Consider the following 23,369-nt stretch of genomic DNA (forward strand, 5'->3'; position numbering starts at 1 on the left):
TTACTACTATTACTCGTCTTCTACTTCTATTCTTTTCTTCTCTCTTGCAATTTTTAAAAACTCTAGCAGCTCTGGATTACTATTCATTTTTTTGTAAGCCACTGACATTTCTGCAACAAAATTAGAATCATATAACTCTTTATATACAACTTCTGTTTTATATAACTTATTTGCCGACACGGGTATTACTGTAATTCCAATCCCTGCTGCTACAAGCCCCATAACTGTTTGATACTCTGTTGCTTCTTGTACAATACGCGGACTAAATCCAACTTCTCTGCAAAGAGATAAAATTGTATCATACAAAGCTGGCCATACTGGTCTCGTAATAAATACAAACGGCTCATCTCGTAAATCTTCTATATGTATTTCACTTTTCTCTGCAAGCGGATGTGCCTTTGGTAAACATAAGGTGCAAGATAACCTTTGAATTGGCTCTAATTCTAATAATTGCGTTGGAATTGGTGGACGTAAAAAGCCAATATCAATACGGTTATCATGAAGTGCATGAACTTGATCTGGTGTTGACAATTCATGTAATGCAACAGACACTCTCGGAAATTTCTTTCTATATTCCCTAACAATTGATGGTAAAATATCATATATCGCCGCACCTACAAAACCAATTGAAAGTGATCCTACTTCTCCCCTTTGCGCACTTTGTGCAACTTCTACTGCTTTTTCAATTTGTTCAAACGCTTTTTTTACTTCTTTCAAAAACATTTCTCCTGCTTCTGTTAGTTCAACCTTTCTTTTCGTTCTTGAAAATAATGTAACTCCCATTTCTTTTTCTAATTGCTGTATTTGTTGACTAAGTGGTGGTTGTGTCATTTGTAAACGAGCAGCCGCCCGTCCAAAGTGTAACTCTTCTGCCACAACAACAAAATATTGCAAATGCCGTAATTCCATTTTTGGACACCCTTTTCACTTTCGATTAATATGTCTAATATATTAATAACATATAATTTATATATTAGACAAATATTTTGAATGAACGTATAGTAGAAATTGTTAATTCTTTTTTACAATTTTTATGTAAAAAAAGAAAGAGAGGTTACTGTATGAAATGGTGGAAGTTAAGCGGACAAATTTTATTACTATTTTGTTTCGCTTGGACAGGTGAATGGATTGCAAAACAGGCACACCTCCCAGTTCCAGGAAGTATAATCGGTATTTTTTTATTATTAATTTCATTAAAATTTAACCTAGTTAAAAAAGAATGGATACAGGACGGAGCAGATTTTTTATTAAAAGAACTTATTTTATTTTTCATCCCTTCTGCAGTCGCTGTCATACGTTACAGAGATACACTAACACAATATGGAATCGATCTCATTTTAATTATTATGATTAGCACTCTTTGCGTTACCTTAGTTACAGGACTTTTAACAGAATTGCTACTAAAGCGGAAAGGATCAACGCAATGATCGGATTTCTTTGTTTACTATTAACACTATTCACATATTGGATATCAAAAAAAATATATCAACGCTGGAATTGGAGTCTACTCTCTCCTCTTCTCGTCTGTCCCATTATTTTAATTGCTTTATTGCTCGGATTAGATACACCTTATGAAACATACGAAACTGGTGGTCACTGGTTAACTGAATTATTAAAACCCGCAACAGTTGCTTTTGCATGGCCAATCTATAAATACTTTGATTTATTAAAGAAACACGGAATGGCTATCTTACTTAATGTCATTGTCGGTTCGTTTTTATCAGTCATTACTTCAGCACTACTAGCAAATTATTTTCAAATTGATTCATCACTAGAACATAGTTTAGCGCCACATATCGTAACAACACCAATCGCAATGGCTATTTCAGAAATGATTGGTGGTATGTCACAATTAACTGCTGTCTTTGTCGTTTTAACTGCCTTAACAGGAGCATTGCTCGGTCCTTCTCTCATACGTATTTGCCGTATTAAAACAGCAATTGCAAAAGGTATTATGTTAGGAACGAGCGCAAACGGAACCGGTACATCAAAAGCATTCGAAATCGGTCCTGTGGAAGGAACAATTGCAAGTTTATCCATGCTTTTAACAGCAGGCGCTAGTTTAGTTATCGTTCCGCTTTTCTTGTCTTGGATACATTAAAGAAGCAAGTATTTACATACTTGCTTCTTTATTTATATATTGGCACAGCAATTCATAATCCTCTGGAAAAGCTAAACACAATTGTTCAACTTCATATATCCCTTTCCAAGCAATTTCATGTATTAACTCATCAGGATCTTGGATTTTCATATTACCGCCTATTTGTTTAACAAAATAATAATGGACATACACTGGAATTCCGTATGTAATACCCTCTTTTTCATATATTTTATTTACAACTTCCACATTGTAACCTGTTTCTTCCCAAACTTCCCTGATACAACATTCTTCTAGTGTCTCTCCCTTTTCAAGTCCTCCACTTGGGACAGACCACCTTTTTTCTTCTCCCTCTTTGCCCTGCAATACCATTAAAACTTCATTTTTTTCATTTACACATACCGCTGCACTACCTATCCATCTCTCCATAAACATCCCTCCCCTACTAAAATTCGCCTTCTTTATTATTTTCCCCTTGAAAAAAAGAGGAAAATAATAAAACAATGACGAAAAGTTACATCAACTTCATAGACAATCCCTTCTTAGAAATTAAAACTGGAAGGATGAAAATATGATTTCTAATTATGTTGTGGAATGTGTCTTTTGTGAAGAAAATCGAAAACCTCGCCAAGCTATTGTCACAGTTCCCGCCACTACTCAGCTACTAGCCCTTGAAAAAGTGCGCGCGGAATGCAAACGTCGCTTCGGAAAAACTGTATTATTGTAAACAGAAATTAAAGAAGAAATAATTTTCGAACAAAAAGAAAGCTGACCATAAATTGGTCAGCTTTCATATCCGATCATATTTTCACATGAAGATTAGGGGCATCCTCTTTAAGGATCGGGATTTTCCCATTATGTACGTTCCATAATGGTCATCGAACAATATATTTCTATGCAATTAACTATTGAATAGAATAGGGCAAAACTTGTTCGCATTTTTAGAAAAGGGATAGGGATATAATTCAAGTAGTACTTCGAATACTCGAACTTTACACTCATAATATTAAAACAAATCCTTTTATATGGGAAATATGAATTACCTATATAATTCATTCGTAAAATATATTAATAGTTTGCTATATTAATTTTATCCCGCTATTTGTAGGCAGTAACCCCCTACTGATTATAATTTCACTTTATTCCATCAATAGCATACATCCAGCTAAAACCGGTGTCATAATCATCGAAAACCTCAAAAGCGTTCGCGGTGCATAATTTGTAAACTTCGCGCCAATGTATGCCCCTAACATGGTCCCAATCAATACTTGCAATAACAATATATAATCTAAATATCCTTCCGAACTATATCCTAGCCCGCCTCCAATTGCAATCGGTAATATAACAAGCATTGTTGTCCCTACAGATTGCTGAATCGTAAGTCCCAATAGAACCATTAATCCAAGTTGAATAAACGGTGCAGAACCAATCCCAAATGAACCAGCCATCATTCCAGTAACTAATCCAAGGCATACACATTTCAACAAGTAGTTCGCGGAAAACTCTTTATGTTTATATAAAGACGACTGTTCTTTGTTTTTGAACATAATTAATTTAATAAACATAAAAATTGCCGATAAAAATAACATCCCAGCTGTAAACCAATGAAGAAGATGTGCTGGTATAAGTGAACCAAATTTAGAACCAATATAAGAGCCAATTGCGCCAAATCCCCCAACAATCCCGCCTATAATAAGTGCAACATTGCCTTCACGGTAATGACTTACAACACCTGATAATGTCGTAAATGCCATTGCAGTTAAAGATGTTGCAAGAGCAACATGAATAGGAATTTGGAATACTAAAGTGAGTACCGCGATAATAAACCCAGCTCCTCCAGCTCCAACAAATCCTAATAAAATACCCATTACTAACATTGTTATAATAATTGCCACAGACTTTCCCTCCAGTAACACAATTATCCATCATATTTATCCTTACATACAAATAAAAAGCATCCTAGACGGATGCTTTTTATTTCAATGATATGTACTTAATCTTGATTAATCAAAATAACCGCTGGACCAGCGACCACTACTCCAGCTACTTCTATCTTTTCAAATTCCTTTACTGTAATAGATATAACTCCTTCTCTTTCCATCAATTCTTTACTCAGGACATCAGTCGGGATTGCTTTCACCGTCTTACCTCCTTTTCATTTATACAATATGATAAAGTGAAATTTTAATCAGTGGGGTTTTTGCCCACCCTTATTGATTATTAACCCTCATCAATCGGGTTAATAATCACCCAATGCATCTATATATATGCATCACCTCCGCTTTCATTCCTTATTCCACTCAAAAACCTTCTCTCCCTTCCGTGACATATTGAAAAATAAAAAAGAAGCTATAACATATAGCTTCCCTCTACGTTTCTTTAATCTTTATGCACCGTATATTCCATGACTTTACCATCTCTATCAAATTGTAAAACAAGCTGTTCGCTATCTATTGGAATAAAGCCACGTTCAGTCCCAAGATAATACAAAGTGATACCTCCTTCTTCCCCACTTCTCGTGTCCGTTGGAGCTCCTAACAATTGTGTAATTTCTTCATTTGATTTCCCTATTAATTTATATTTTTGTAATAGATCATCTACCATATATACCCGTTTCTCTGCATGATTTAACCATCTATTTTGATTAAACTTTGACGTATATTCATTTACACTTAGTTGTACAGTGCATACTATTAATGGTATGAGTGCTACTATTAAAACCCCAGACATTTGCTTCTTTTCTTCATTACGATTTTTAGAAACATATAAAATAGCCCTTTGAACCATGACTAATAAAACAAATGGTATGAATACTACAAAAATGCTCCTTACACTTAAGGGCATATGGATCATATCGATGACGAATATAAATAGAATGTACATTACTATATACAAACAAAAATAGACATACAAAATGCCACGTAACATAGCGCTCAGAAAGATCTCCCCTTTTAACTCACTATATAATTCATCCTGCTAATCATTTCTCGAATCTGTTCTAATTCTTGCACTGTATATACTATTTTCCCTGCTAAGATTTCATTTCTGAAGAACGTTACAATTTGCTCCCGATCTTTTAATCTAGGTGTTTCCTCACTTGAAAGATCTATTATTTCTTTTCCATTTTCATTATAAAAATATACAACTGGTTTTACCTTTTCTTTTATACTATTAGCCTGCATTTCTTTCAAACAATTGTATAAAATTTGAGATAGTTTCTTCGCCTTATATACTGGGTTCCCTTCATTTTTCACTTGTATAGTTGACGAATCTTTACCTACTATATATTCAAATGTCTCTTCTTTTTCAACTTCTTGTTGATACTTACCCATTTCATCAATCATAAATGAATATATACCAGCATTTTCTTTCGTTAAACCATGAATTAATTTCTCTTCCCATTCTTTCGTCTCAAGTAGATAAATACCAGTTTTGCACAAGATGAGATGATGGATTCGATTATCGTTTATTTCACTATTATTTTTAATAAAAACATTCGGCATGATTTCAATTTCAGCATCTAATATGATGCCTTGCTCTATGAATCCTCGCTTCATATAATGTAATGTTTCGTACGTATTCATTTCAGCGCCGTTTTTAGTATATTCTCGTAAATTTGCAATTAATTTTTGAAACATATGTATTTCGTTATTATGTTTATTTTGTATTTCACTACGTTCTTTACTATGTTGTATAGCTAATTGATTTTTCATCATACGCATATTTTCAATTTCTCTATTTGCACTTACTTGTAAATCATTGTATTTTTTCTGTTCCATATTTTTTAAATTATTTTGTTGTTCTTTATGCTCTATCACCGTAGCTGCAATTTCATTTTCATACGTTTCAATTGCTTGTTTCTTTTCAAATTCTACTTGCTGACTCTCTGATTCTAACTGTTTATTTTTATAAAACAGCACAAATACTACAGCTAATAATATTAAAACCGCACCTATTAGCACATAATTCATATTTTTACCCCTTTATTTCATTTTCTATTATTTTTTATAAATATATCTACTATAGTATACTATGGTTTCGATATAGACTTTGTAAAAGTTGTACATTTTTAATAAAGTGAAACTTTAATCAGTGGGGGTTTTGTTCATTCCCCACTGATTATTAGTTGAACCAATCGGGCGTTTACTGGCAATTGATCCCCCACCTAACTTCTTTGCTTCCGCTGAATTTTGAGGTGGGGGTCTTACCGCCAGTTAATGCGGGATAAAAGGCACCTCTGACGGGGCACCTTTTATTTTTACTCTATTGTACACCATACTGAATATAACTTGGATCGTAGTATATCCATTGATTTGTCCCTAAGCAAAGCCATCCATCTTCCTTACTCCATACTCGATACGATTCACCATGATGTAACTGTCTTATAACATTTCCTTTTAATGATGGAGCGTCACGCAAATTTACATTATCACCAGTAATAGTCGCCACATAATGTTTATACTGAATATAACTCGGATCATTATATACCCACTGATTTGTCCCTAAACAAAGCCATCCATCTTGTTCTCCCCAAACTTCATATGTTTCGCCACGATTCAATTGGCGAATTACACTAGACTGCAAAGATGGTCCACTTCTCAAATTCACATTATCTCCATTAATTATAGCAACCCCATACACTGGAGTTGCATTATTAGGCGGAGAAACATTCCCTCCACCACTTGCTCCATTCCCTTGTAAAGCTTCTAGTGAAACTGCAGCTGATACATCACAATTTCCTACACCTGAAATTTGTCCAGAATCTGTGTACTGCCATGCTGTCCACGCTGTCCATCCACCAGCATCAGCAGGCGGTGTACTCGAGTATTTAGCAATCCAAAGTGGAATATCACTTAATCCGCTGATTCCGAACTCATTAATATACCAAACTCCTGTATATAACATTACATCTTTTCCAGTAGCCTGTTTCACATAATTTATGAAGCTTCTTGCCCAATTCGATATAGCGCTACCAGTTAAATTACTATTACTCGGATCTGTTGGTGATTCTAAATCCAGAACTGGCATTAAGTCTGTCTGGTTACTTTGTAATATACTCACAAAATATTTTGCCTCTGAAATTGCATCATTTTGTTCTGGGCGTGCAAAATGGTATGCACCAATTAATATATTCGCACTTCGGGCTGCTTGTACATTTTTAGTAAAAGTAGGATCAATGTAATTTACACCTTCTGTCGCTTTTGCATACGCTGCTGGAATTCCAGATGCCTTCACTGCATTCCAATCAATATTCCCTTCCCAATGAGACACATCAATAAACGTAACATTTGAACTCGATCTATTTTGCATATAAAATCTCCTATCAATTTTTTTACTTCGTATACATACAATATGTACAAGTTTCATAAGAGGACACGACATTTATGCTATAGAAACAAAGAGTAAATATATTTTGTATACAAAATAAAAAAGACCTTGTATTTACAAGGCCTTTTGCAAACTCCCTTTATTTTGTAACAAGTACATATTATAATACAAACCTTGCTCACTTAGTAATTCTTGATGTGTTCCTCTTTCTACTATCTCTCCATCATGCATCACAAAAATTTGATCTGCATCTTGAATTGTAGATAACCTATGCGCAATGGCTATCGTCGTTCTACCTTTTCGCATTTGTTGCAACGCTGTTTGAATAGCCTCTTCTGTTTCTGTATCGATATTAGCTGTTGCTTCATCTAATACTAATACTTTCGGATTCGTTGCTATCGTTCTAGCAAAAGCAATTAATTGTCGTTGACCGCTTGAAAATGCTGCACCTCTTTCTACTACTTCTGTTTCATACTGCTCTGGTAACTTTTCAATAAACGTATTCGCCTGCACAAATCGAGCAGCTTCTTTTACTTCTTCATCCGTAATTTCTTCATTATACATACGAATATTTTGCTTTACATTTCCAGCAAATAAAAATGCATCTTGCAATACGAGTCCTATTTTCTTTCTAATTTCTCGTTCTTCAAATTTTTCTAAATCTACACCGTCTATTACAATATTTCCTGACTTAATATTATAAAATCGCATTAACAAATTCATAATCGTACTTTTTCCGCTACCAGTATGCCCAACAAAAGCAACCGTTTGCCCTTGTTTCACGTGAAATGATACATTTTTTAAAACGTCACGCTTTCCATCATACGAAAAAGTAACATTTTTAAATTCAATATCTCCATCCACAACTTGAGGATTCTCATTGCCTTTTTGAACCGGTGCTAAATCTTTCTCGTCCATTAAATGAAATACACGTGATGACGAAACAAGTGCCTGTTGGAAAAAGGACAATTTCATCATCATCTCATTTACAGGTTGGAAGAAACGATGTATATAGTTAACAAAAGCATATAAAACTCCTACTTCAACAGGGCTCTTTAAAGCATCAATCCCAAATAAACCTAGTACTAACGCAATAGCTACAATATGTACTAAATCCGTAGCTGGTCGTAAAAGTAATGCGTCTAACTTCAAAGTACGTCGCCCTGCACTATAATGTTTATTATTCACTTCTTCAAACTCTTTTCTCATACGTTTTTCTTGTCTGAACACTTGAACAATATTCATTCCTTGTATGGACTCGTTCAATTTTGCATTTAACACGCTTAGTTGATTACGTACTTCTAAATAAAAAGCTGCACTTTTCCGGCGATATAATACCATAATCGCGAACATTATCGGAATTAATACGAGAGAAAATAGCGCTAATTTTACATCTAATAAAAACATCGCTATTAAAATACCTACTAAAAAGACTACATTTTTCACAAATGTTGATAATACACTGACATAAAAATCTTTAATCGCTTCCGTATCATTCGTTATACGAGATACGAGCGTACCAATTGGCGTACGATCAAAGAAACTTAATGACAGCTTTTGAACATGTTCATATACTTCAACTCGCATATCTTGAACAATCTTAAAAGCAATGTTCTGAAAGTACAATAGATTTAAATACGTAAATAATACTTTTAATAAATGAGCAACTATGTAAATTACAAATAAAGTAACGAGTGCTGATCGTTCAAAATCCCGCGGTACTAGGTGTTCATCGAGGAATTGTTTAATTAAAAAAGGCCCCATCATTTCCGTTACTGTCGCACCAACTAAAAAAATAAATGCTAAAGATAGCAACCCTTTATATGGCTTCATATAAGAAAGCAATCTACTTAAATCACTTCGCTTCTTCTCTACCATCATACGCCTCCTTTCTCGACTAAAGCTTCTAATTGCTGGCTTTCATACATTTCCTTATACCAGCCGTTTTCCTTCATTAATTCCTCATGTGTACCTCTTTGTACAATTCTACCTTCATCAACAACAAGAATAAGATTGGCATGCTGAATTGCACTTAATCGGTGCGCAGTAATAATCGTCGTTTTCCCTGCTCTTTCCCTCTTTAAGGCACTTAAAATCGTCTCTTCTGTTTTTGCATCTACCGCTGATAAACAATCATCCAAAATTAAAATTTCAGCATTTGTTAATAAAGCACGAGCAATAGAGATTCGCTGTTTTTGACCACCAGATAACGAAACGCCTCTTTCCCCTACTACTGTTTCATATCCTTCTGAAAATTGGAGGATGTCATTATGAATACAAGCAATCTCTGCAGCTTGGGTAATTTCATTATATGTAGCATCCGCCTTTCCAAAGGCAATATTCTCACCAATACTTGCTGAAAATAAAAAATGATCTTGCGGCACGTATGAAATAGCAGAACGGACACCATGAAGTGTTAAATCTCGAATATCTCGCTCCCCAACTTTTAATTCACCATTAAAATGATCATACTCACGGATTAAACATTTTAATAAAGTCGTTTTCCCTGCACCTGTACGTCCTACAACTCCTAGCGTTTCGCCCTTCTTCAAATCAAAGTGAATATCGGTTAAATGTAACAGTTCATTTTTCTTATACGAAAATGAATCAACAGCAAACGAAACATTACCGCTCGCTATTGTATGTACAGCATTTTCTCTATTTACTACATCTGATTTTTGTGAAAGAATTTTTTCTACACGGTCATATGAAGCACGCCCACGCTCCATAATATTGAACAACCATCCAAACGCTAACATTGGCCAAACGAGGGTACCTAAATATGTCGTAAATGTAACGAGATCACCTACTGTTAGTTCACCTCTTACAACTAATACCGATCCGTAACATACTGCAATTAAAAAAGAAAATCCAACGATAAGAGCGATTGTCGGATCAAATAACGAATCAATACGTGCGACTAACACATTTTTATGCACAACATCTTCTGATTTTTTTCGAAACGCCTGCAAATCTTCTTTCTCTTGTCCAAGCGATCGAATCACTTTCATTCCACTCATACTCTCTTGCACTTTATCGTTAATTTCCGAAAACGATTGCTGTGCTTTATGAAACCTTTTATGTAATAACGTTCCATAATAATTTGTCGAAATGGCTACAATCGGCATCGGAATTAAACTTAACAATGTTAACTTCCAACTAATTGTAAAACCCATCGCTACGAGTACACATCCCCCAACAGCTAATGAGTCAACAAGCGTTAAAACACCCGCTCCAGCAGTTTGCTGAATCGCTTGAATATCATTGGTCGCATGTGCCATTAAATCACCTGTTCGATTTGACTGATAGAAAGATGGACTCATCTTTGTAAAATGTTCATATAAATTTTTTCGTAATTGGCGAGCTAATTTTAACGAAGACCCGAAAATCATAATACGCCATATGTAGCGTAATATGTACATCGTAATACCTACAATTACTAATAGTACAACCCAATTTAGTAACTTATCGGTCGTCAATGTTCCATCATTAATTTCATCTACAACGATTCCAATTACTTTTGGTGCTACAAGTTCTAAAAGTGCAACGCCAAATAATAAAATAATTCCGGTTATGTACGCTCGTTTTTCTTGTTTAAAAAACCACGCTAAATTCATAAACACTTTCATTTTTTTCCTCCTCCCTTAAAATGAGCGATGTTTTCAGTTTATCAAAAATACAGAATTTTTAAAAGTTTTAAAAACTATAACTAACAAAAAGAAAGACACTCTTGGCGAGTGTCTTTTAGCGCTTATTTCATTTGTTGCTTGTTCATAGCGCTCATCATTTGATTGATTTTCTTTTGGGAAGGTTTTTGTCCCATTTGCATCATCATCATTTTTAACATTTGTTCGTTAATTGGTGGATTTTTTTGTAAGTAATTCATCATGTATTTGCGGGCAATGAAAAATCCTAACGCCACGCCTGCTACTAGTGCTACTACGCCCACTAGAATACCTAACCAAATTGGCATATATTTTCCTCCTTCATGTTGTCTACCTTACAGTGTACTAAAACCTTTTCAATAAGACAAGATACAATTCGACATTTTTTACACATATGTTCGTACTTGTTTTAGAGGATTCAGCCATCCGTACTTTGTATTTTCATAATCCATAGCTAAAAATGTTAATTCACACTTTCTTAACACCTCAAAGAAAGTCGTTTCCATAGAGACATTTCCAGAGGTATTCATACGAATATAGTGCGGTTTCACCATTATTTCGCCGTACTCCGCTCCCGTATAAAGTGTATGTGTATGATGTGTTCTATCATATTTACCAAGAACGCGCAAAGCTTGTTCTAATTTATGATGAATTTTCATTACTTGCAATGGCATCGTTATATACATCATTTGCTTATATAACACTTTTTTCTCCGAAAGGGACCCAGATTCTGAAAATCGAGCAAATAAATCAAAAAACAAATATTCACGACCAAAATAAGCTTTCGCAATATCCTCTTGAATTAAATACAATTCATACGTTTTCATTTTTCCACTCCCAATCTGGACAACCTTTTCTCTTCATTATATATAAGAAAATTTGCAATGATTGTCTGACTGCGGAGAGATAAAAAACTTTTTCTGTCGAAAAAACTCATTTACATAGAAAAACCTCTCCATGCCGGAGAGATTTTTCTGAAATCATTAAAGCATTTCTTTTACTTTACGAACAACGTTCTCTACAGTAAATCCATACTCTTCCATAATCTTCTCACCAGGAGCAGAAGCACCGAATGTATCGATACCTAACACATCTCCTTCAAGACCTACGTAACGGTGCCATCCGAATGTAGCACCCATTTCGATTGCGAAACGTTTTGTTACTGCTTTTGGTAATACAGATTCTTTGTACTCTGCAGTTTGAGCTTCAAAGCGATCCATAGATGGCATGCTGACAACAGATGCGTCAACGCCGTCTACTGCTAATGCTTTTTGAGCTTCAACAGCTAGGCTTACTTCAGATCCAGTTGCAAGTAAGATTACATCAGCCGTTTCTTTCTTGCTTGCAGAAACTACATATGCACCTTTTGCTACTTTTTCATACGTATCATCTTTTGCACCTTCTAATGTTGGAAGGTCTTGACGAGTTAATACTAAAGCAGTTGGTTTGTTTGTAGATTCTAAAGCTAGTCTCCAAGCTGCAACAGATTCGTTACCATCAGCTGGACGGATAACAGAAACGTTTGGCATTGCACGAAGCGCTGCTAATTGCTCGATTGGTTCATGTGTTGGACCATCTTCACCAACAGCGATACTGTCATGTGTGAATACATACGTTACTGGCAATTGCATTAATGCTGCAAGGCGAATTGCTGGACGTAAGTAATCAGAGAATACGAAGAACGTACCACCGTAAGTTTTTAAACCGCCATGTAGTGCAATACCGTTCATTGCTGCACCCATTGCGAACTCACGTACACCGTACCAAATGTTTTTACCGCTGTAATCGTCTCTTGTAAAGTCTTTTTCGTTATTCATGTATGTTTTGTTAGAACCAGCAAGGTCAGCAGATCCACCGAAGAATGATGGTACAGACTCTGCAATTGCATTAATTACAGTACCAGAAGAATTACGAGTTGCTGCTTTTGATCCTAATTCATAAGTTGGTAAGTTTTGCTCCCAACCTTCTGGAAGTTGACCGTTCATTGCTGCTTGGAATTCGTTTGCTAATTCTGGGTATGCTTGTGCATATTCACCTAGCATAGTGTTCCACTCTGCTTGCGTAGTTTCACCAACATCTTGTACTGTTTTACGGAAGTTGTCGTATACCTCTTCTGCTACGTGGAAGTCTTGCTCAGCAGTCCAAGCATATGCTTCTTTCGTTAATTTTGTTTCTTCTACGCCAAGTGGAGAACCATGTGAAGCTGATTTTCCTGATTTGTTTGGAGAACCGAAACCAATTGTCGTTCTTACTTCAATTAGCGTTGGGCGTTTTTCGTCAGCTTTCGCTTCTTCAATTGCTTTCGCGATTGCTTCAATATCGTTTCCATCCTCAACACGGATTACTTGCCATCCGTATGCTTTGTAACGATCTTCTACACTTTCAGAGAATGAACGATTTAAATCGCCATCTAATGAAATATCGTTTGAATCATAAAGCACAACAAGGCGACCTAATTGTAAATGAGCAGCTAATGAAGATGCTTCAGCAGAAACGCCTTCCATTAAATCTCCATCACCACAAATAGCGTATGTATAATGATCTACTACATTATACGCATCACGGTTATATTTAGCAGCTAAATGTCTTTCAGCCATTGCCATACCTACAGCAGTTGCAATACCTTGTCCAAGTGGACCAGTCGTTGCATCTACACCAGCTGTATGACCGTACTCAGGATGTCCTGGAGTTTTGCTTCCCCATTGACGGAAGTTCTTTAAGTCATCCATTGTTACATCATAACCAGATAGGTGAAGTAGGCTGTATAATAACATTGAACCATGACCTGCAGATAATACGAAACGATCACGGTTAAACCACGTTGGGTTATTTGGATTGTGTTTCATAAATTGAGTCCATAATGTATAAGCCATTGGTGCTGCACCCATTGGCATTCCTGGGTGACCAGAGTTTGCTTTTTCAATCGCATCGATGGATAATGTGCGAATCGTGTTGATAGAAAGTTGTTCGATTGAATGTGACATGCTATTCTTCCCTTCGCTTATATTAGTAAACGTTTTATACATTTATATGATAGCTTCCCACGCAAGATTATACAACATGTATCGACAAATATGTTGATATTTTTTTGGTTTTTCATAAAAAAATCAATGTTTCCGGGAATGTATGGGCATTCAATATGACATACTTTTTCATTATTTTTATTTTAAAAAGAAAGAGAATTATCTGTATATTTATACAAACTTCTTTTCTATACTTACTTTTTTCAATATGTTTTTAAAAACATAAAAAAGCATCTAACTTCGATGCTTTTCAAATAAGTTAAACAATCCGTTTCCGAATCGAACTTGAAATCAAATCAATTATAATTACCATTAAAATGATACCTAATAAAATAATCCCAACACGAGACCAATTCCGTGAACTCAGCGCAAAAATTAACGGTGTACCAATCCCTCCTGCTCCAATAACCCCTAAAATCGCAGCGGATCGTACATTAATTTCAAATCTGTATAACGTATACGATAGAAAATCCGGTAACACTTGTGGTAACACTGCATACCAAAGTATTTGAAAACGATTTGCTCCTGTTGCTAGTAACGCTTCCGTCGGTCCTTTATCTATGTTTTCAATTCCTTCTGAATATAGTTTCCCTAACATTCCAATAGAATGTAATCCTAAGGCTAATACTCCTGCAAAAGAGCCTGGACCAACAGCTTTTATAAATAAAAGAGCCATAACTAATTCAGGAAACGTACGAACAAAACTAAGTAAAAATTTCCCAGATCCTGAAGTTAATTTTCCACTACTCATATTCGTTGCCGCCCAAAAGGCAAACGGAACAGATAAAAATGCAGAAATAAATGTACCTAATATCGCAATTGCCAACGTATCAATTAATCCATGTAATAAATCTTCACCATCTGGCAAAGATACATACGACCAGTCTGGATTCAATATCCCTGTCATAATTGCTTTCGTGATTTCACCTGCTGTGTCCTTTATCCCTTCTAATGGCACTCCTGAAAAGGCCCATACATATACAACTGTAAGTGCTATTAAAATAATCCAGCGATATATACTCGGTTTCTTCGGTTTTGGAACAATCATCGTCGTTCTATTCATTATAGTTTCTCCCGCAACAACGTACTAATGTAGTCAATTAACAAAACAACAATAAGGGTATAAATAATTATAGAAGCAGTTTGTTGATATTGTAAAAATCCAAGTGTACGATCATAATATAGTCCAATACCACCTGCTCCTACTAAACCTAGGACAGCTGCTGCACGTACATTCACCTCAAATGTATATAGTACATAGGAAACAAAGTGCGCTTTTACTTGTGGAATGACTCCATAAACAATCCATTGCACCTTATTAGCCCCTACAGCTGTCATCGCTTCTAGTGGGCCAGGGTCAATTGATTCAATTGATTCATACAACAATTTCGCTACGAGTCCAATTGAGAAAAAAGTAAGAGCCAAAATACCTGGGAGTGGCCCAATTCCAAAAATTGCTACGAAAATAGCCGCCAATAATAAATCTGGTATCGTTCGTATAAAATTTAAAATCATTCGAGCTGGACTGTATAAAAATGTGTTAGTAAACACATTACTTGCTGCAAACAATGCAAGTGGAATGGCTAAAATCGCTCCTAAAGTCGTCCCAATAATCGCCATACGTATTGTATCTAACATCGCTGTTGTAATAACTTGAAAATAACTCCAATCAGGTGGCACCATTTCTTTCAATAGATCTACCATATTTGGAAAACCGTCTACCAGTTTTGAAAATGATGCATCTACTTGTACACTACTACTCCACAGCATTAAAATAACTAAAATAAACGTTAATATATGTTTCAATTTACTCGGCGGCTTCGGTATTTCATTTGAATATATCGTCACGTCATTCATTTTACTGCCACCTCTAATAATTCGCTTTTCTGAGCAACGTCCCCATAAATTTCAGCAAATTTTTCATCCGTTGCTTCTTCTACTAAACCGTCAAAAACAATTTCTCCTGCATGTAATCCGATAATACGTGTCGCATATTGTCTAGCCAAATCAATAGAATGTAAATTTACAATTGTCGTGATTCCAAAATCTTCATTAATTTTTTTCAAATCATCTAGCACTTGCTTTGTCGTAAGTGGATCTAACGATGCAACAGGCTCATCTGCCAATATGATTTTTGCTTCTTGCGCCAATGCTCTAGCTATCGATACACGTTGCTGTTGTCCTCCTGATAATTCATCAGCACGTGCATATGCTTTTTCTAAAATATTCACTCTTTTTAATGCTTGAAATGCGAGTTCCACATCTTCTTTCGGAAACAAACCTAACGTTGTACGTAATGTGGAATGATAGCCAACACGACCAGCTAATACATTTTTTAATACTGTTGATCGCTTTACAAGGTTAAAACTTTGGAAGATCATACCGATATCCCGGCGCATACGCCTTAATCCTTTTCCTTTCGCAGAAGTAATAGACTCACCTTCAATAATGATTTCTCCTTCGGTAATCTCATGAAGACGATTTACGGATCTGAGAAGTGTAGATTTTCCAGCTCCGGATAACCCGACCATTACAATAAACTCACCTTTTTGAATCTTTAAATTTATATTATTCAATCCCTTTGTGCCATTCGGATACATTTTGGAAACATTTCGAAACTCTATCACACATCTTACCTACTTTCAATGTATTATCAATAACTAAAAAACGGCAAACTAACTGAAATCTCACACCTTCCAGCTAGCCGCCAGTTCACTATGTATTATTGCGTCTTCACTGTCTTTCCATATTCACGAACAATATCAAATTTACTATCATCAGATTTAATATATCCTTCATGGGAATATACTTCTTTAATGATTTTACGGCCTTCCTCATTTTTTCCAATTTCAATGAAAGCATCTTGTAATTTCTTGCTCCACTCTGCATCTAAATCAGAGCGTACAGAAATTGTATCGTTCGGAATTTTCTCAGTAAATTTCACTATTTTCGTTTGATCAAATATATTTGGATAATCTTTTTTTACAATATTACGAGCATCTTGGAATACAACAGCTGCATCTACATCACCATTTAAAAGAGCAATAAGTGACTGATCATGACCTTTTAATGTAACAGGTTTCACATCCTTTAGCGGATCAATTCCCTCTTTTAATAGAACAGCTGCAGGCCATACATACCCTGCTGATGATGTTACATCTTGATAACCAATTTTTTTACCTTTTAAATCTTTTACACTATTTATATTAGAGTCTTTTTTAACAACAAATTCAGATTTATAATAGTCTACTAAATCTTTTGTAGGAGCTCCTGTTTCATCCTCTACTCCAAAACGTTGCGCTTGTAAAATTACATTTGCAGCCTTCTTTTCATGTGCTAATACGTACGCTGTTGGTGGTAAAAACCCTACATCTACTTGTTTAGATGCCATCGCTTCTACAATTGTATTGTAGTTAGTTGAAATACTAACTTTTACCGGAATATTTAATTTATCGCTTAATAGCTTTTCCAATGGTTTTGCCTTTGCCTCTAACGTATCCGCATTTTGAGAAGGAACAAATTGAACATTTAAGGTCTTTGGTACATAACCTTTTTTCGTATCTTCATTTTTACTTGCACTTGACTCTTTCGTCCCGCAGCCACTTAATAATCCGGCCGCTAGTACAACTGTTGTACTCATTGCAAAAACTTTTTTCAACATATTAATGCCTCCATTTTTCTTGTTATAAAATAACCTTCCGTAAACATGAAGAAATATATCACATATTTTGATACACAATTGGTTATTTACAGAATCTTTACACATTCTATACATTCACATCAAAATTCACTTCACATATTTGATATGATTAATTGGAAGATAACAATAGAAAAGGTGAGTCATATTGGAACATAATCAAACTGTAACTTTAAACATCTTATTAACAAGCGATATACATGGCACTGTTTATCCCATTCACTACCAAGATAACTCCCCAGCAGAACTTGGTTTAGCTAAAATTTCTACTCTTATAAAAAAAGAACGTTCCCAAAATATAAACGTTCTTTTAATTGATAATGGCGACTTTATTCAAGGAACACCATTTACTTATCATTATGTTACATACGAAAAAAACAAAAAAAACCCAATGTCCTTATTAGCGAATCACTTACAGTATGACGCTGCAATTATCGGCAATCATGAATTTAATTACGGAATGGATATATTAAATAATGCTGTGACTACTGCGAACTTCCCGTACCTATCAGCAAATATTTTAGATAAAAACATAAAAAAACCCTATTTCGGAAAACCTTATATAATCAAACAGATTGAATCCAATATAAAAATTGCTATTTTAGGGGTAACAACACATTACATCCCAAATTGGGAACAGGCCCATCACATTAAAGATTTACTATTTGAAGATGCATTAAAGACTACAAAAAAATGGGTTTCTTATATTCACGAACATGAGAAACCAGATTTATTAGTCGTAGCCTATCACGGTGGATTCGAAAGAGATTTACAAACTGGGGAACCGACTGAAGTGTTAACAGGTGAAAACCAAGGATATGCAATGTGCCATGAAATTGAAGGTATAGACCTTTTACTAACAGGTCATCAACACCGAGAAATTTCTCACACAATGGCTAACGGTATAACAATTTTACAGACCGGATGCAATGGACACTCAGTTGGAAAAGTAAAAGTAACATTCGAAAAAACAAAACATAAATGGGTGAAAAAAGAGAGCTCTTCTGAATTATTATCTGTACAAGGAGTTGAAGCGGACCAAAATGTACTTTCATTGGTAGCCGATTACGAAGAGAAAACACAAAAGTGGCTTGATCAACCTATTGGAATCATTCAGGGAAACATGCAAATTTCAGATGCTATGCAAACTCGTTTGCATGATCATCCTTTTATCGAATTTATAAATAAAATACAGATGGATATAGCTAATGTATCCATTTCTTGTACAAGTTTGTTCCATAATACATCTCCAGGTTTTCCGGAACATGTAACAATGCGTGACATCGTTTCTAATTATATTTATCCAAACACATTAAAAGTAATTAGAATAACTGGAGCAGATATAAAAGATGCTCTTGAACTCTCTGCTTCTTATTTCACATTAAAAACAGATGGGTCCATCATCGTAAGTCCTACCTACATAGAACCAAAGCCACAACATTATAATTACGATATGTGGGAAGGGATTTCATACGTATTAAACATTTCAAAACCAATTGGTGAAAGAGTAGAATCTTTACAGCACAACAGTGTTCCTCTTAATATGAATGAAGAATATGACGTTGTAATGAATAATTATCGTGCAAGTGGCGGTGGAAATTTCTTTATGTTTCAAAACAAACCGGTAGTAAAAGATATACCAACAGATATGTCTGAACTTATCGCTAATTATATATTGGAACATAAAACGATAGAAGCAACAGTTAATAACAACTGGAAAGTTATTAAATAACGATTTTTACAAATAAAAAAAGATGGGCTTCGCCCATCTTTTAATTTAATTTTGCATTATCTTGCTTTTTTAAAGCTTTTAATTTCGTCGGTGTAACATCTGTACCTTCTTCGTTAACAACTTTAATTCCTTTAAGTTCGTTTAACATATTTTGACGAAATCCTTTTAAATATTGTTCACGTAGCGATTGACGCTCACGTTGCTCTTCTTCAGTTAAACCTTCAGCTTTTGCTTTTTTCGCTAAGAAGTTAATGCGTTCAACGAGTTCGTGATTAATCATCTCGAATCCCCCTTCTAATCAAAACTGATTATTATCATACAATAGTTACTCTTCTTTATCAAGCAATTGCTTCGTATACTCTACATATCTACGATGTACAGTCGCCTTTGAAACATTATGACCAAATCCACGTAGTGTTGCTGCAATTTCTTCAAACGTGAGTTCACTTTTTCGCAAACGTACAATTTCCTCAATTGGCACTTCTTTTTTCTCTCTTCCTACACTTAAATGCCGATTTTTTAAATTTTTTTCTGGACGATAGCCTTTTTCTACTGCACGTTGCATACCTCGTTTAATTTTCAAATTATGAATCTTTCTTTGATATTCTTCAACAATACCAATAATATCTAATACCATCGAATCAGAATCCGACAATTGTAATTCACCATTATGTGTATGCGTATATACTTTTATACCTTCTTTATGTAAACAATGCATTAATGCGATTTTCGCATTTCCTCTACCAAGTCGCGTTTCATCTTGTATAAGTAACACATCAATTTGTTCGTCTCGAATTGTATCCAACACCTCTAATATACCGTCACGCTCAATTGTATATCCACTAGCCTGCTCCTCAATCACCTTAGAAACATTCATTTGATAGCGCTCAGCTAAATGCAATAATTCATCTTTTTGACGTAATAATGATGTTTCTTGTGCTTCTTTCGTTGTACTCACACGTGCATAAATAATTGCATTCATTTTGAACCCCTCTTTCTCCCTATTATTTCCCTATAGTGTAACATAAATCAGCCATTTGTTCGAACTTATGTTTGTAGAATGTTTTTTCACATGTTATACTTATTAATAAGAAAAATGAAAGAAAACGAGGTGTTAGAAAACATGGAAAAGTTAACGAAACGCCAGCAAGACATTCTCGACTTTATTAAGCTAAAAGTACAAGAAAAAGGATATCCACCTTCCGTACGTGAAATCGGTCAAGCAGTCGGCCTCGCTTCTAGTTCTACAGTGCACGGACATTTATCACGATTAGAAGAAAAAGGATACATTCGACGCGATCCAACGAAACCACGAGCGATTGAAATTTTAGGCGTAGACCGAATCGATACAGAAACACAATCTGTTATTCAAGTTCCAATTGTCGGAAAAGTTACTGCTGGTTTACCAATTACAGCTGTCGAAAGCGTAGAGGAACATTTCCCACTTCCAGCTAGTATTGTTGCTGGAGCAGACCAAGTGTTCATGTTACGTATTTCTGGAGATAGTATGATTGAAGCTGGTATTTTCGATGGAGATTTAGTTGTTGTTCGCCAACAACAGTCTGCATATAATGGTGAAATTGTAGTCGCTTTAACAGAAGATAACGAAGCAACTGTTAAACGTTTCTATAAAGAAAAAGACCATTTCCGTCTACAACCAGAAAACTCTTCATTAGAACCTATCATTTTAAAACAAGTGTCAGTTATCGGGAAAGTAATTGGCGTATATCGTGATTTACATTAAAAATAACAAAAGAAGATAATTACCTTATTTATATACGGTAATTATCTTCTTTTTTGTATTTTGATAGATTTCCATACATTCTATTTCTTATTAACGAGTTTCAATCGTCACATCTCCAGCAGCCGTTTTACCGCTAATCTTTTTACTACCATTTCCAATTGTTACGTTATTATTTTCTTCATTAAAAATTGTTACATCTCCGGCAGCACTTTGCCCAGTAATTACCGCATCTTGTGGTTTTTCCGATAAAGTAATATCTATATCTCCCGCAGTTGAACTTGCTTCTAGATTATACTTAGAATCATGATCTTGAATATTTATTTCCCCACTTGTTGTTTTTGCGGTCACTTTCCCTAATACCTTCTTAAAGTTCACCTCACCAGCTTTTGTCGATCCCTCCACATTCTTAGCCGTTACTTGTTTCAACTCTACTTCTCCAGCAAGTGTTCTAACACTTACGCTATCACTTTTCACATCACTCATTTCGATTTGTCCAGCAGATGAATTTACTTTTACATCTTGGTAAGAGCGTTCGGGCACAAGGAGAGTCAATTTAGACGTTTGAAACCTAAAATCGTAAAAAGAAAAATCAAATGAAGCACCTTTTTCTCTTTCCCCAATAATTTTTAATGTGTCACCATCTTCTGCGATACGAATCTCTTGTTTACGTACATCTCCTGATTGCTTGATATAAAAAGAAGAGTCAGGAGATTTTTGGACAATAATATCCCCGGCATCTAACTTAACTTCTATATTTTTTAATGTTTCGTTTTTAATTATATTTTCTTTATCGCCTTTTTCAGCAGTTTGTACTGCTTTTTCATATGTTTGGGAAATTCCTATTACTCCAATAATGATACAAGCGATAGCGATTAAAAATAGTTTTTTCATCATTTACTCTCCTTTTATCATTTTGAAGTTCCATATTACATATCGTACACACAATCTCTTAAACCACTTTGTACTATAAAAAGCGATAATACATAATAATAAACCTACTCCAACAAACGTTATACTAACGAAAAGATCCAACCATATAAAAGTACCCATAAATACTTTTCCAATCACGAAAAATGGTGTTACTACACTAGCAATACCACCAATCCAAAAAGAAAATATAAAAGCAATAATTGCGACTAACGGGCCTAACACAATAATAAAATTAAACAAACTAAGTCCAATCGCTGCCATAACAGCTCTTGTCACATTTGAAGTCGATGGATTTTTTTTCATTTCATCGAAGCGATACATCGCAAGTAATTCTTTTGCGATTACTTTCGGAGAACCGAGGCCCTGTATTATTTCTGATTCAGTTTTCCCCTCTTCTATCCCAAACTGAAAGTGCTCTTCATAATCCGATAAAATATCTTGCCTCTCTTCCTCTGGTAACTTTCTAAGATAACTTGATAATTCTTTAAGAAACCCTTCTTTACTCATCCCATTCCACCCCTTCAATAATTTCTTGTACCCCTTTCGCAAAATCACGCCATTCTGTTACTAACAAATGAAATTGCGTTTCCCCTTGCTCTGTTAATTGATAATATTTACGAGGTGGCCCTTCCGTAGATTCCTTTAAATACGTTTGAAAATACCCTTCTTTCGTCAAACGGCGCAATAAAGGGTATACTGACCCTTCCGATATTAAAAATTTATTAGAAATTTGCTGAACAAGTTCATAACCGTAACTATCTTTACGTTTTACAAGTGCTAATACACAAAGTTCAAGCACACCTTTTTTAAACTGAACGTTCAAGTGCCATCCTCCTTTCCTATCTTAGTACTGTTCAATACACGGTACCTGTTTTATCCATAATATACCACTTGGTATTGTTTATTGCAAGGTACTAAGCTATATTTATTCCCTAAATTTAGAAAATGAACTAACGAACCCCTGAATAAGACTGCGTTATAACTAAGCATCACTCAAGGTTTCATTTCATTTACATTAGACTTCATTCACTCTTTCCTCTTGAAGAATCCACCACAACCTTATTCACTATAGCTAATGAGAAAAAGCCCCAATACTTTGAAGTGAACCCTGAAAACGGGACACCTATCAAAACACCTAAACCACTTGTTCCC

General features: G+C 35.1%; 26 protein-coding genes. 5 read left to right on the forward strand and 21 right to left on the reverse strand.

Annotated elements, in window-relative coordinates; genetic code table 11:
* Positions 1-9: 9 nt before the first annotated feature.
* Positions 10-909 carry an acetoin biosynthesis transcriptional regulator AlsR gene (alsR, locus tag ACODS7_RS04205; protein ID WP_029443059.1) on the reverse strand — a complete coding sequence of 300 codons (900 nt, stop codon included), beginning with the start codon at positions 907-909 and terminating at the stop codon, positions 10-12.
* Between the two features lie 152 nt (positions 910-1,061).
* Between alsR and ACODS7_RS04210 the strand changes: the two genes are divergently transcribed.
* Together ACODS7_RS04210 and ACODS7_RS04215 are read left to right on the forward strand one after the other, a co-directional pair.
* A complete protein-coding gene (locus ACODS7_RS04210) occupies positions 1,062-1,427 on the forward strand; it encodes a CidA/LrgA family holin-like protein (protein ID WP_000872365.1) in 366 nt (121 codons plus the stop codon).
* Complete coding sequence (locus ACODS7_RS04215) at positions 1,424-2,101, forward strand: LrgB family protein (protein WP_029443060.1); 678 nt, start codon at positions 1,424-1,426, stop codon at positions 2,099-2,101. Before ACODS7_RS04210 ends, ACODS7_RS04215 begins: the two co-directional genes overlap by 4 nt.
* 12 nt (positions 2,102-2,113) lie before the next feature.
* On the opposite strand, the gene ACODS7_RS04220 is transcribed toward ACODS7_RS04215, so the two are convergent.
* Positions 2,114-2,527 carry an NUDIX hydrolase gene (locus ACODS7_RS04220; RefSeq protein ID WP_000442974.1) on the reverse strand — a complete coding sequence of 138 codons (414 nt, stop codon included), beginning with the start codon at positions 2,525-2,527 and terminating at the stop codon, positions 2,114-2,116.
* A gap of 142 nt (positions 2,528-2,669) precedes the next feature.
* Between ACODS7_RS04220 and ACODS7_RS04225 the strand changes: the two genes are divergently transcribed.
* Positions 2,670-2,825 carry a DUF3903 domain-containing protein gene (locus ACODS7_RS04225; RefSeq protein ID WP_050589713.1) on the forward strand — a complete coding sequence of 52 codons (156 nt, stop codon included), beginning with the start codon at positions 2,670-2,672 and terminating at the stop codon, positions 2,823-2,825.
* A gap of 412 nt (positions 2,826-3,237) precedes the next feature.
* Here the strand turns inward: ACODS7_RS04225 and ACODS7_RS04230 are convergent, their stop codons facing one another.
* The 14 genes from ACODS7_RS04230 to ACODS7_RS04295 all read right to left on the reverse strand — a co-directional run bounded on the left by ACODS7_RS04230 (position 3,238) and on the right by ACODS7_RS04295 (position 17,775).
* Entirely contained in the window at positions 3,238-3,993 is a 756-nt protein-coding gene (locus ACODS7_RS04230; protein ID WP_243168267.1) for a sulfite exporter TauE/SafE family protein, read from the reverse strand.
* A gap of 98 nt (positions 3,994-4,091) precedes the next feature.
* Positions 4,092-4,238, reverse strand: a complete 147-nt coding sequence (locus ACODS7_RS04235) for a BC1881 family protein (RefSeq protein WP_000644411.1) — start codon at positions 4,236-4,238, stop codon at positions 4,092-4,094.
* 239 nt (positions 4,239-4,477) lie between these two features.
* Positions 4,478-5,026 carry a hypothetical protein gene (locus tag ACODS7_RS04240; protein WP_243168266.1) on the reverse strand — a complete coding sequence of 183 codons (549 nt, stop codon included), beginning with the start codon at positions 5,024-5,026 and terminating at the stop codon, positions 4,478-4,480.
* A gap of 23 nt (positions 5,027-5,049) precedes the next feature.
* Complete coding sequence (locus ACODS7_RS04245; protein WP_029443063.1) at positions 5,050-6,069, reverse strand: NERD domain-containing protein; 1,020 nt, start codon at positions 6,067-6,069, stop codon at positions 5,050-5,052.
* 292 nt (positions 6,070-6,361) lie between these two features.
* Positions 6,362-7,408: a GH25 family lysozyme gene (locus ACODS7_RS04250; RefSeq protein WP_050844428.1), complete on the reverse strand. Its 1,047-nt coding sequence runs from the start codon at positions 7,406-7,408 to the stop codon at positions 6,362-6,364.
* A gap of 132 nt (positions 7,409-7,540) precedes the next feature.
* Positions 7,541-9,304 carry an ABC transporter ATP-binding protein gene (locus tag ACODS7_RS04255; protein WP_043936452.1) on the reverse strand — a complete coding sequence of 588 codons (1,764 nt, stop codon included), beginning with the start codon at positions 9,302-9,304 and terminating at the stop codon, positions 7,541-7,543.
* Positions 9,304-11,055, reverse strand: a complete 1,752-nt coding sequence (locus tag ACODS7_RS04260) for an ABC transporter ATP-binding protein (RefSeq protein WP_050844429.1) — start codon at positions 11,053-11,055, stop codon at positions 9,304-9,306. The genes ACODS7_RS04255 and ACODS7_RS04260 overlap by 1 nt, the downstream gene beginning before the upstream one ends.
* Positions 11,056-11,177: 122 nt before the next feature.
* A complete protein-coding gene (locus ACODS7_RS04265; RefSeq protein WP_001123317.1) occupies positions 11,178-11,399 on the reverse strand; it encodes a YneF family protein in 222 nt (73 codons plus the stop codon).
* A 78-nt stretch (positions 11,400-11,477) separates the two neighbouring features.
* Positions 11,478-11,918, reverse strand: coding sequence for a sporulation inhibitor of replication protein SirA (sirA, locus tag ACODS7_RS04270; RefSeq protein WP_000860645.1), 441 nt, complete (start codon positions 11,916-11,918; stop codon positions 11,478-11,480).
* A 156-nt stretch (positions 11,919-12,074) separates the two neighbouring features.
* Positions 12,075-14,075: a transketolase gene (gene tkt / locus ACODS7_RS04275; RefSeq protein ID WP_016080620.1), complete on the reverse strand. Its 2,001-nt coding sequence runs from the start codon at positions 14,073-14,075 to the stop codon at positions 12,075-12,077.
* A gap of 298 nt (positions 14,076-14,373) precedes the next feature.
* Positions 14,374-15,177 carry a phosphonate ABC transporter, permease protein PhnE gene (gene phnE, locus ACODS7_RS04280; RefSeq protein WP_016080619.1) on the reverse strand — a complete coding sequence of 268 codons (804 nt, stop codon included), beginning with the start codon at positions 15,175-15,177 and terminating at the stop codon, positions 14,374-14,376.
* Positions 15,177-15,971: a phosphonate ABC transporter, permease protein PhnE gene (phnE, locus tag ACODS7_RS04285; RefSeq protein WP_016080618.1), complete on the reverse strand. Its 795-nt coding sequence runs from the start codon at positions 15,969-15,971 to the stop codon at positions 15,177-15,179. Before phnE (ACODS7_RS04285) ends, phnE (ACODS7_RS04280) begins: the two co-directional genes overlap by 1 nt.
* Positions 15,968-16,741 (reverse strand): phosphonate ABC transporter ATP-binding protein, encoded by a 774-nt coding sequence (gene phnC, locus ACODS7_RS04290; protein WP_000569232.1) that lies wholly within the window; start codon positions 16,739-16,741, stop codon positions 15,968-15,970. Before phnC ends, phnE (ACODS7_RS04285) begins: the two co-directional genes overlap by 4 nt.
* Positions 16,742-16,836: 95 nt before the next feature.
* Positions 16,837-17,775, reverse strand: coding sequence for a phosphate/phosphite/phosphonate ABC transporter substrate-binding protein (locus ACODS7_RS04295; protein ID WP_000915063.1), 939 nt, complete (start codon positions 17,773-17,775; stop codon positions 16,837-16,839).
* A 184-nt stretch (positions 17,776-17,959) separates the two neighbouring features.
* On the opposite strand from ACODS7_RS04295, the gene ACODS7_RS04300 reads away from it, so the two are divergent.
* A complete protein-coding gene (locus ACODS7_RS04300) occupies positions 17,960-19,543 on the forward strand; it encodes a bifunctional metallophosphatase/5'-nucleotidase (RefSeq protein ID WP_224981429.1) in 1,584 nt (527 codons plus the stop codon).
* A gap of 40 nt (positions 19,544-19,583) precedes the next feature.
* Here the strand turns inward: ACODS7_RS04300 and ACODS7_RS04305 are convergent, their stop codons facing one another.
* Entirely contained in the window at positions 19,584-19,823 is a 240-nt protein-coding gene (locus ACODS7_RS04305) for a DUF896 domain-containing protein (protein ID WP_000607015.1), read from the reverse strand.
* A gap of 45 nt (positions 19,824-19,868) precedes the next feature.
* Positions 19,869-20,525, reverse strand: coding sequence for a YneB family resolvase-like protein (locus tag ACODS7_RS04310; RefSeq protein ID WP_016080615.1), 657 nt, complete (start codon positions 20,523-20,525; stop codon positions 19,869-19,871).
* Positions 20,526-20,666: 141 nt separating this feature from the next.
* On the opposite strand from ACODS7_RS04310, the gene lexA reads away from it, so the two are divergent.
* Positions 20,667-21,287 (forward strand): transcriptional repressor LexA, encoded by a 621-nt coding sequence (lexA, locus tag ACODS7_RS04315; protein WP_016080614.1) that lies wholly within the window; start codon positions 20,667-20,669, stop codon positions 21,285-21,287.
* Between the two features lie 90 nt (positions 21,288-21,377).
* Here lexA and ACODS7_RS04320 read toward each other — a convergent pair whose 3' ends face one another.
* The 3 genes from ACODS7_RS04320 to ACODS7_RS04330 are packed head-to-tail and all read right to left on the reverse strand — an operon-like array spanning position 21,378 to position 23,040.
* Entirely contained in the window at positions 21,378-22,181 is an 804-nt protein-coding gene (locus tag ACODS7_RS04320) for a DUF4097 family beta strand repeat-containing protein (protein WP_016080613.1), read from the reverse strand.
* Entirely contained in the window at positions 22,182-22,724 is a 543-nt protein-coding gene (locus ACODS7_RS04325; protein ID WP_016080612.1) for a DUF1700 domain-containing protein, read from the reverse strand.
* A complete protein-coding gene (locus tag ACODS7_RS04330; RefSeq protein ID WP_001102628.1) occupies positions 22,717-23,040 on the reverse strand; it encodes a PadR family transcriptional regulator in 324 nt (107 codons plus the stop codon). Before ACODS7_RS04330 ends, ACODS7_RS04325 begins: the two co-directional genes overlap by 8 nt.
* Positions 23,041-23,369 lie beyond the last annotated feature (329 nt).

The sequence above is a fragment of the Bacillus sp. FG16 genome (genome assembly GCF_057809515.1).

Excerpts from the sequence above, each read along its gene's own strand:
- ACODS7_RS04225 (WP_050589713.1), top strand. The coding sequence starts at position 2,670 with ATGATTTCTAATTATGTTGTGGAATGTGTCTTTTGTGAAGAAAATCGA.
- tkt (WP_016080620.1), bottom strand. The coding sequence starts at position 14,075 with ATGTCACATTCAATCGAACAACTTTCTATCAACACGATTCGCACATTA.
- alsR (WP_029443059.1), bottom strand. The coding sequence starts at position 909 with ATGGAATTACGGCATTTGCAATATTTTGTTGTTGTGGCAGAAGAGTTA.
- ACODS7_RS04310 (WP_016080615.1), bottom strand. The coding sequence starts at position 20,525 with ATGAATGCAATTATTTATGCACGTGTGAGTACAACGAAAGAAGCACAA.
- lexA (WP_016080614.1), top strand. The coding sequence starts at position 20,667 with ATGGAAAAGTTAACGAAACGCCAGCAAGACATTCTCGACTTTATTAAG.
- phnE (WP_016080618.1), bottom strand. The coding sequence starts at position 15,971 with ATGAATGACGTGACGATATATTCAAATGAAATACCGAAGCCGCCGAGT.
- ACODS7_RS04245 (WP_029443063.1), bottom strand. The coding sequence starts at position 6,069 with ATGAATTATGTGCTAATAGGTGCGGTTTTAATATTATTAGCTGTAGTA.
- sirA (WP_000860645.1), bottom strand. The coding sequence starts at position 11,918 with ATGAAAACGTATGAATTGTATTTAATTCAAGAGGATATTGCGAAAGCT.
- ACODS7_RS04305 (WP_000607015.1), bottom strand. The coding sequence starts at position 19,823 with ATGATTAATCACGAACTCGTTGAACGCATTAACTTCTTAGCGAAAAAA.
- ACODS7_RS04240 (WP_243168266.1), bottom strand. The coding sequence starts at position 5,026 with ATGTTACGTGGCATTTTGTATGTCTATTTTTGTTTGTATATAGTAATG.
- phnE (WP_016080619.1), bottom strand. The coding sequence starts at position 15,177 with ATGAATAGAACGACGATGATTGTTCCAAAACCGAAGAAACCGAGTATA.
- ACODS7_RS04295 (WP_000915063.1), bottom strand. The coding sequence starts at position 17,775 with ATGTTGAAAAAAGTTTTTGCAATGAGTACAACAGTTGTACTAGCGGCC.
- ACODS7_RS04325 (WP_016080612.1), bottom strand. The coding sequence starts at position 22,724 with ATGAGTAAAGAAGGGTTTCTTAAAGAATTATCAAGTTATCTTAGAAAG.
- ACODS7_RS04320 (WP_016080613.1), bottom strand. The coding sequence starts at position 22,181 with ATGATGAAAAAACTATTTTTAATCGCTATCGCTTGTATCATTATTGGA.
- ACODS7_RS04220 (WP_000442974.1), bottom strand. The coding sequence starts at position 2,527 with ATGGAGAGATGGATAGGTAGTGCAGCGGTATGTGTAAATGAAAAAAAT.
- ACODS7_RS04250 (WP_050844428.1), bottom strand. The coding sequence starts at position 7,408 with ATGCAAAATAGATCGAGTTCAAATGTTACGTTTATTGATGTGTCTCAT.
- ACODS7_RS04255 (WP_043936452.1), bottom strand. The coding sequence starts at position 9,304 with ATGGTAGAGAAGAAGCGAAGTGATTTAAGTAGATTGCTTTCTTATATG.
- ACODS7_RS04265 (WP_001123317.1), bottom strand. The coding sequence starts at position 11,399 with ATGCCAATTTGGTTAGGTATTCTAGTGGGCGTAGTAGCACTAGTAGCA.
- ACODS7_RS04215 (WP_029443060.1), top strand. The coding sequence starts at position 1,424 with ATGATCGGATTTCTTTGTTTACTATTAACACTATTCACATATTGGATA.
- ACODS7_RS04210 (WP_000872365.1), top strand. The coding sequence starts at position 1,062 with ATGAAATGGTGGAAGTTAAGCGGACAAATTTTATTACTATTTTGTTTC.
- ACODS7_RS04260 (WP_050844429.1), bottom strand. The coding sequence starts at position 11,055 with ATGAAAGTGTTTATGAATTTAGCGTGGTTTTTTAAACAAGAAAAACGA.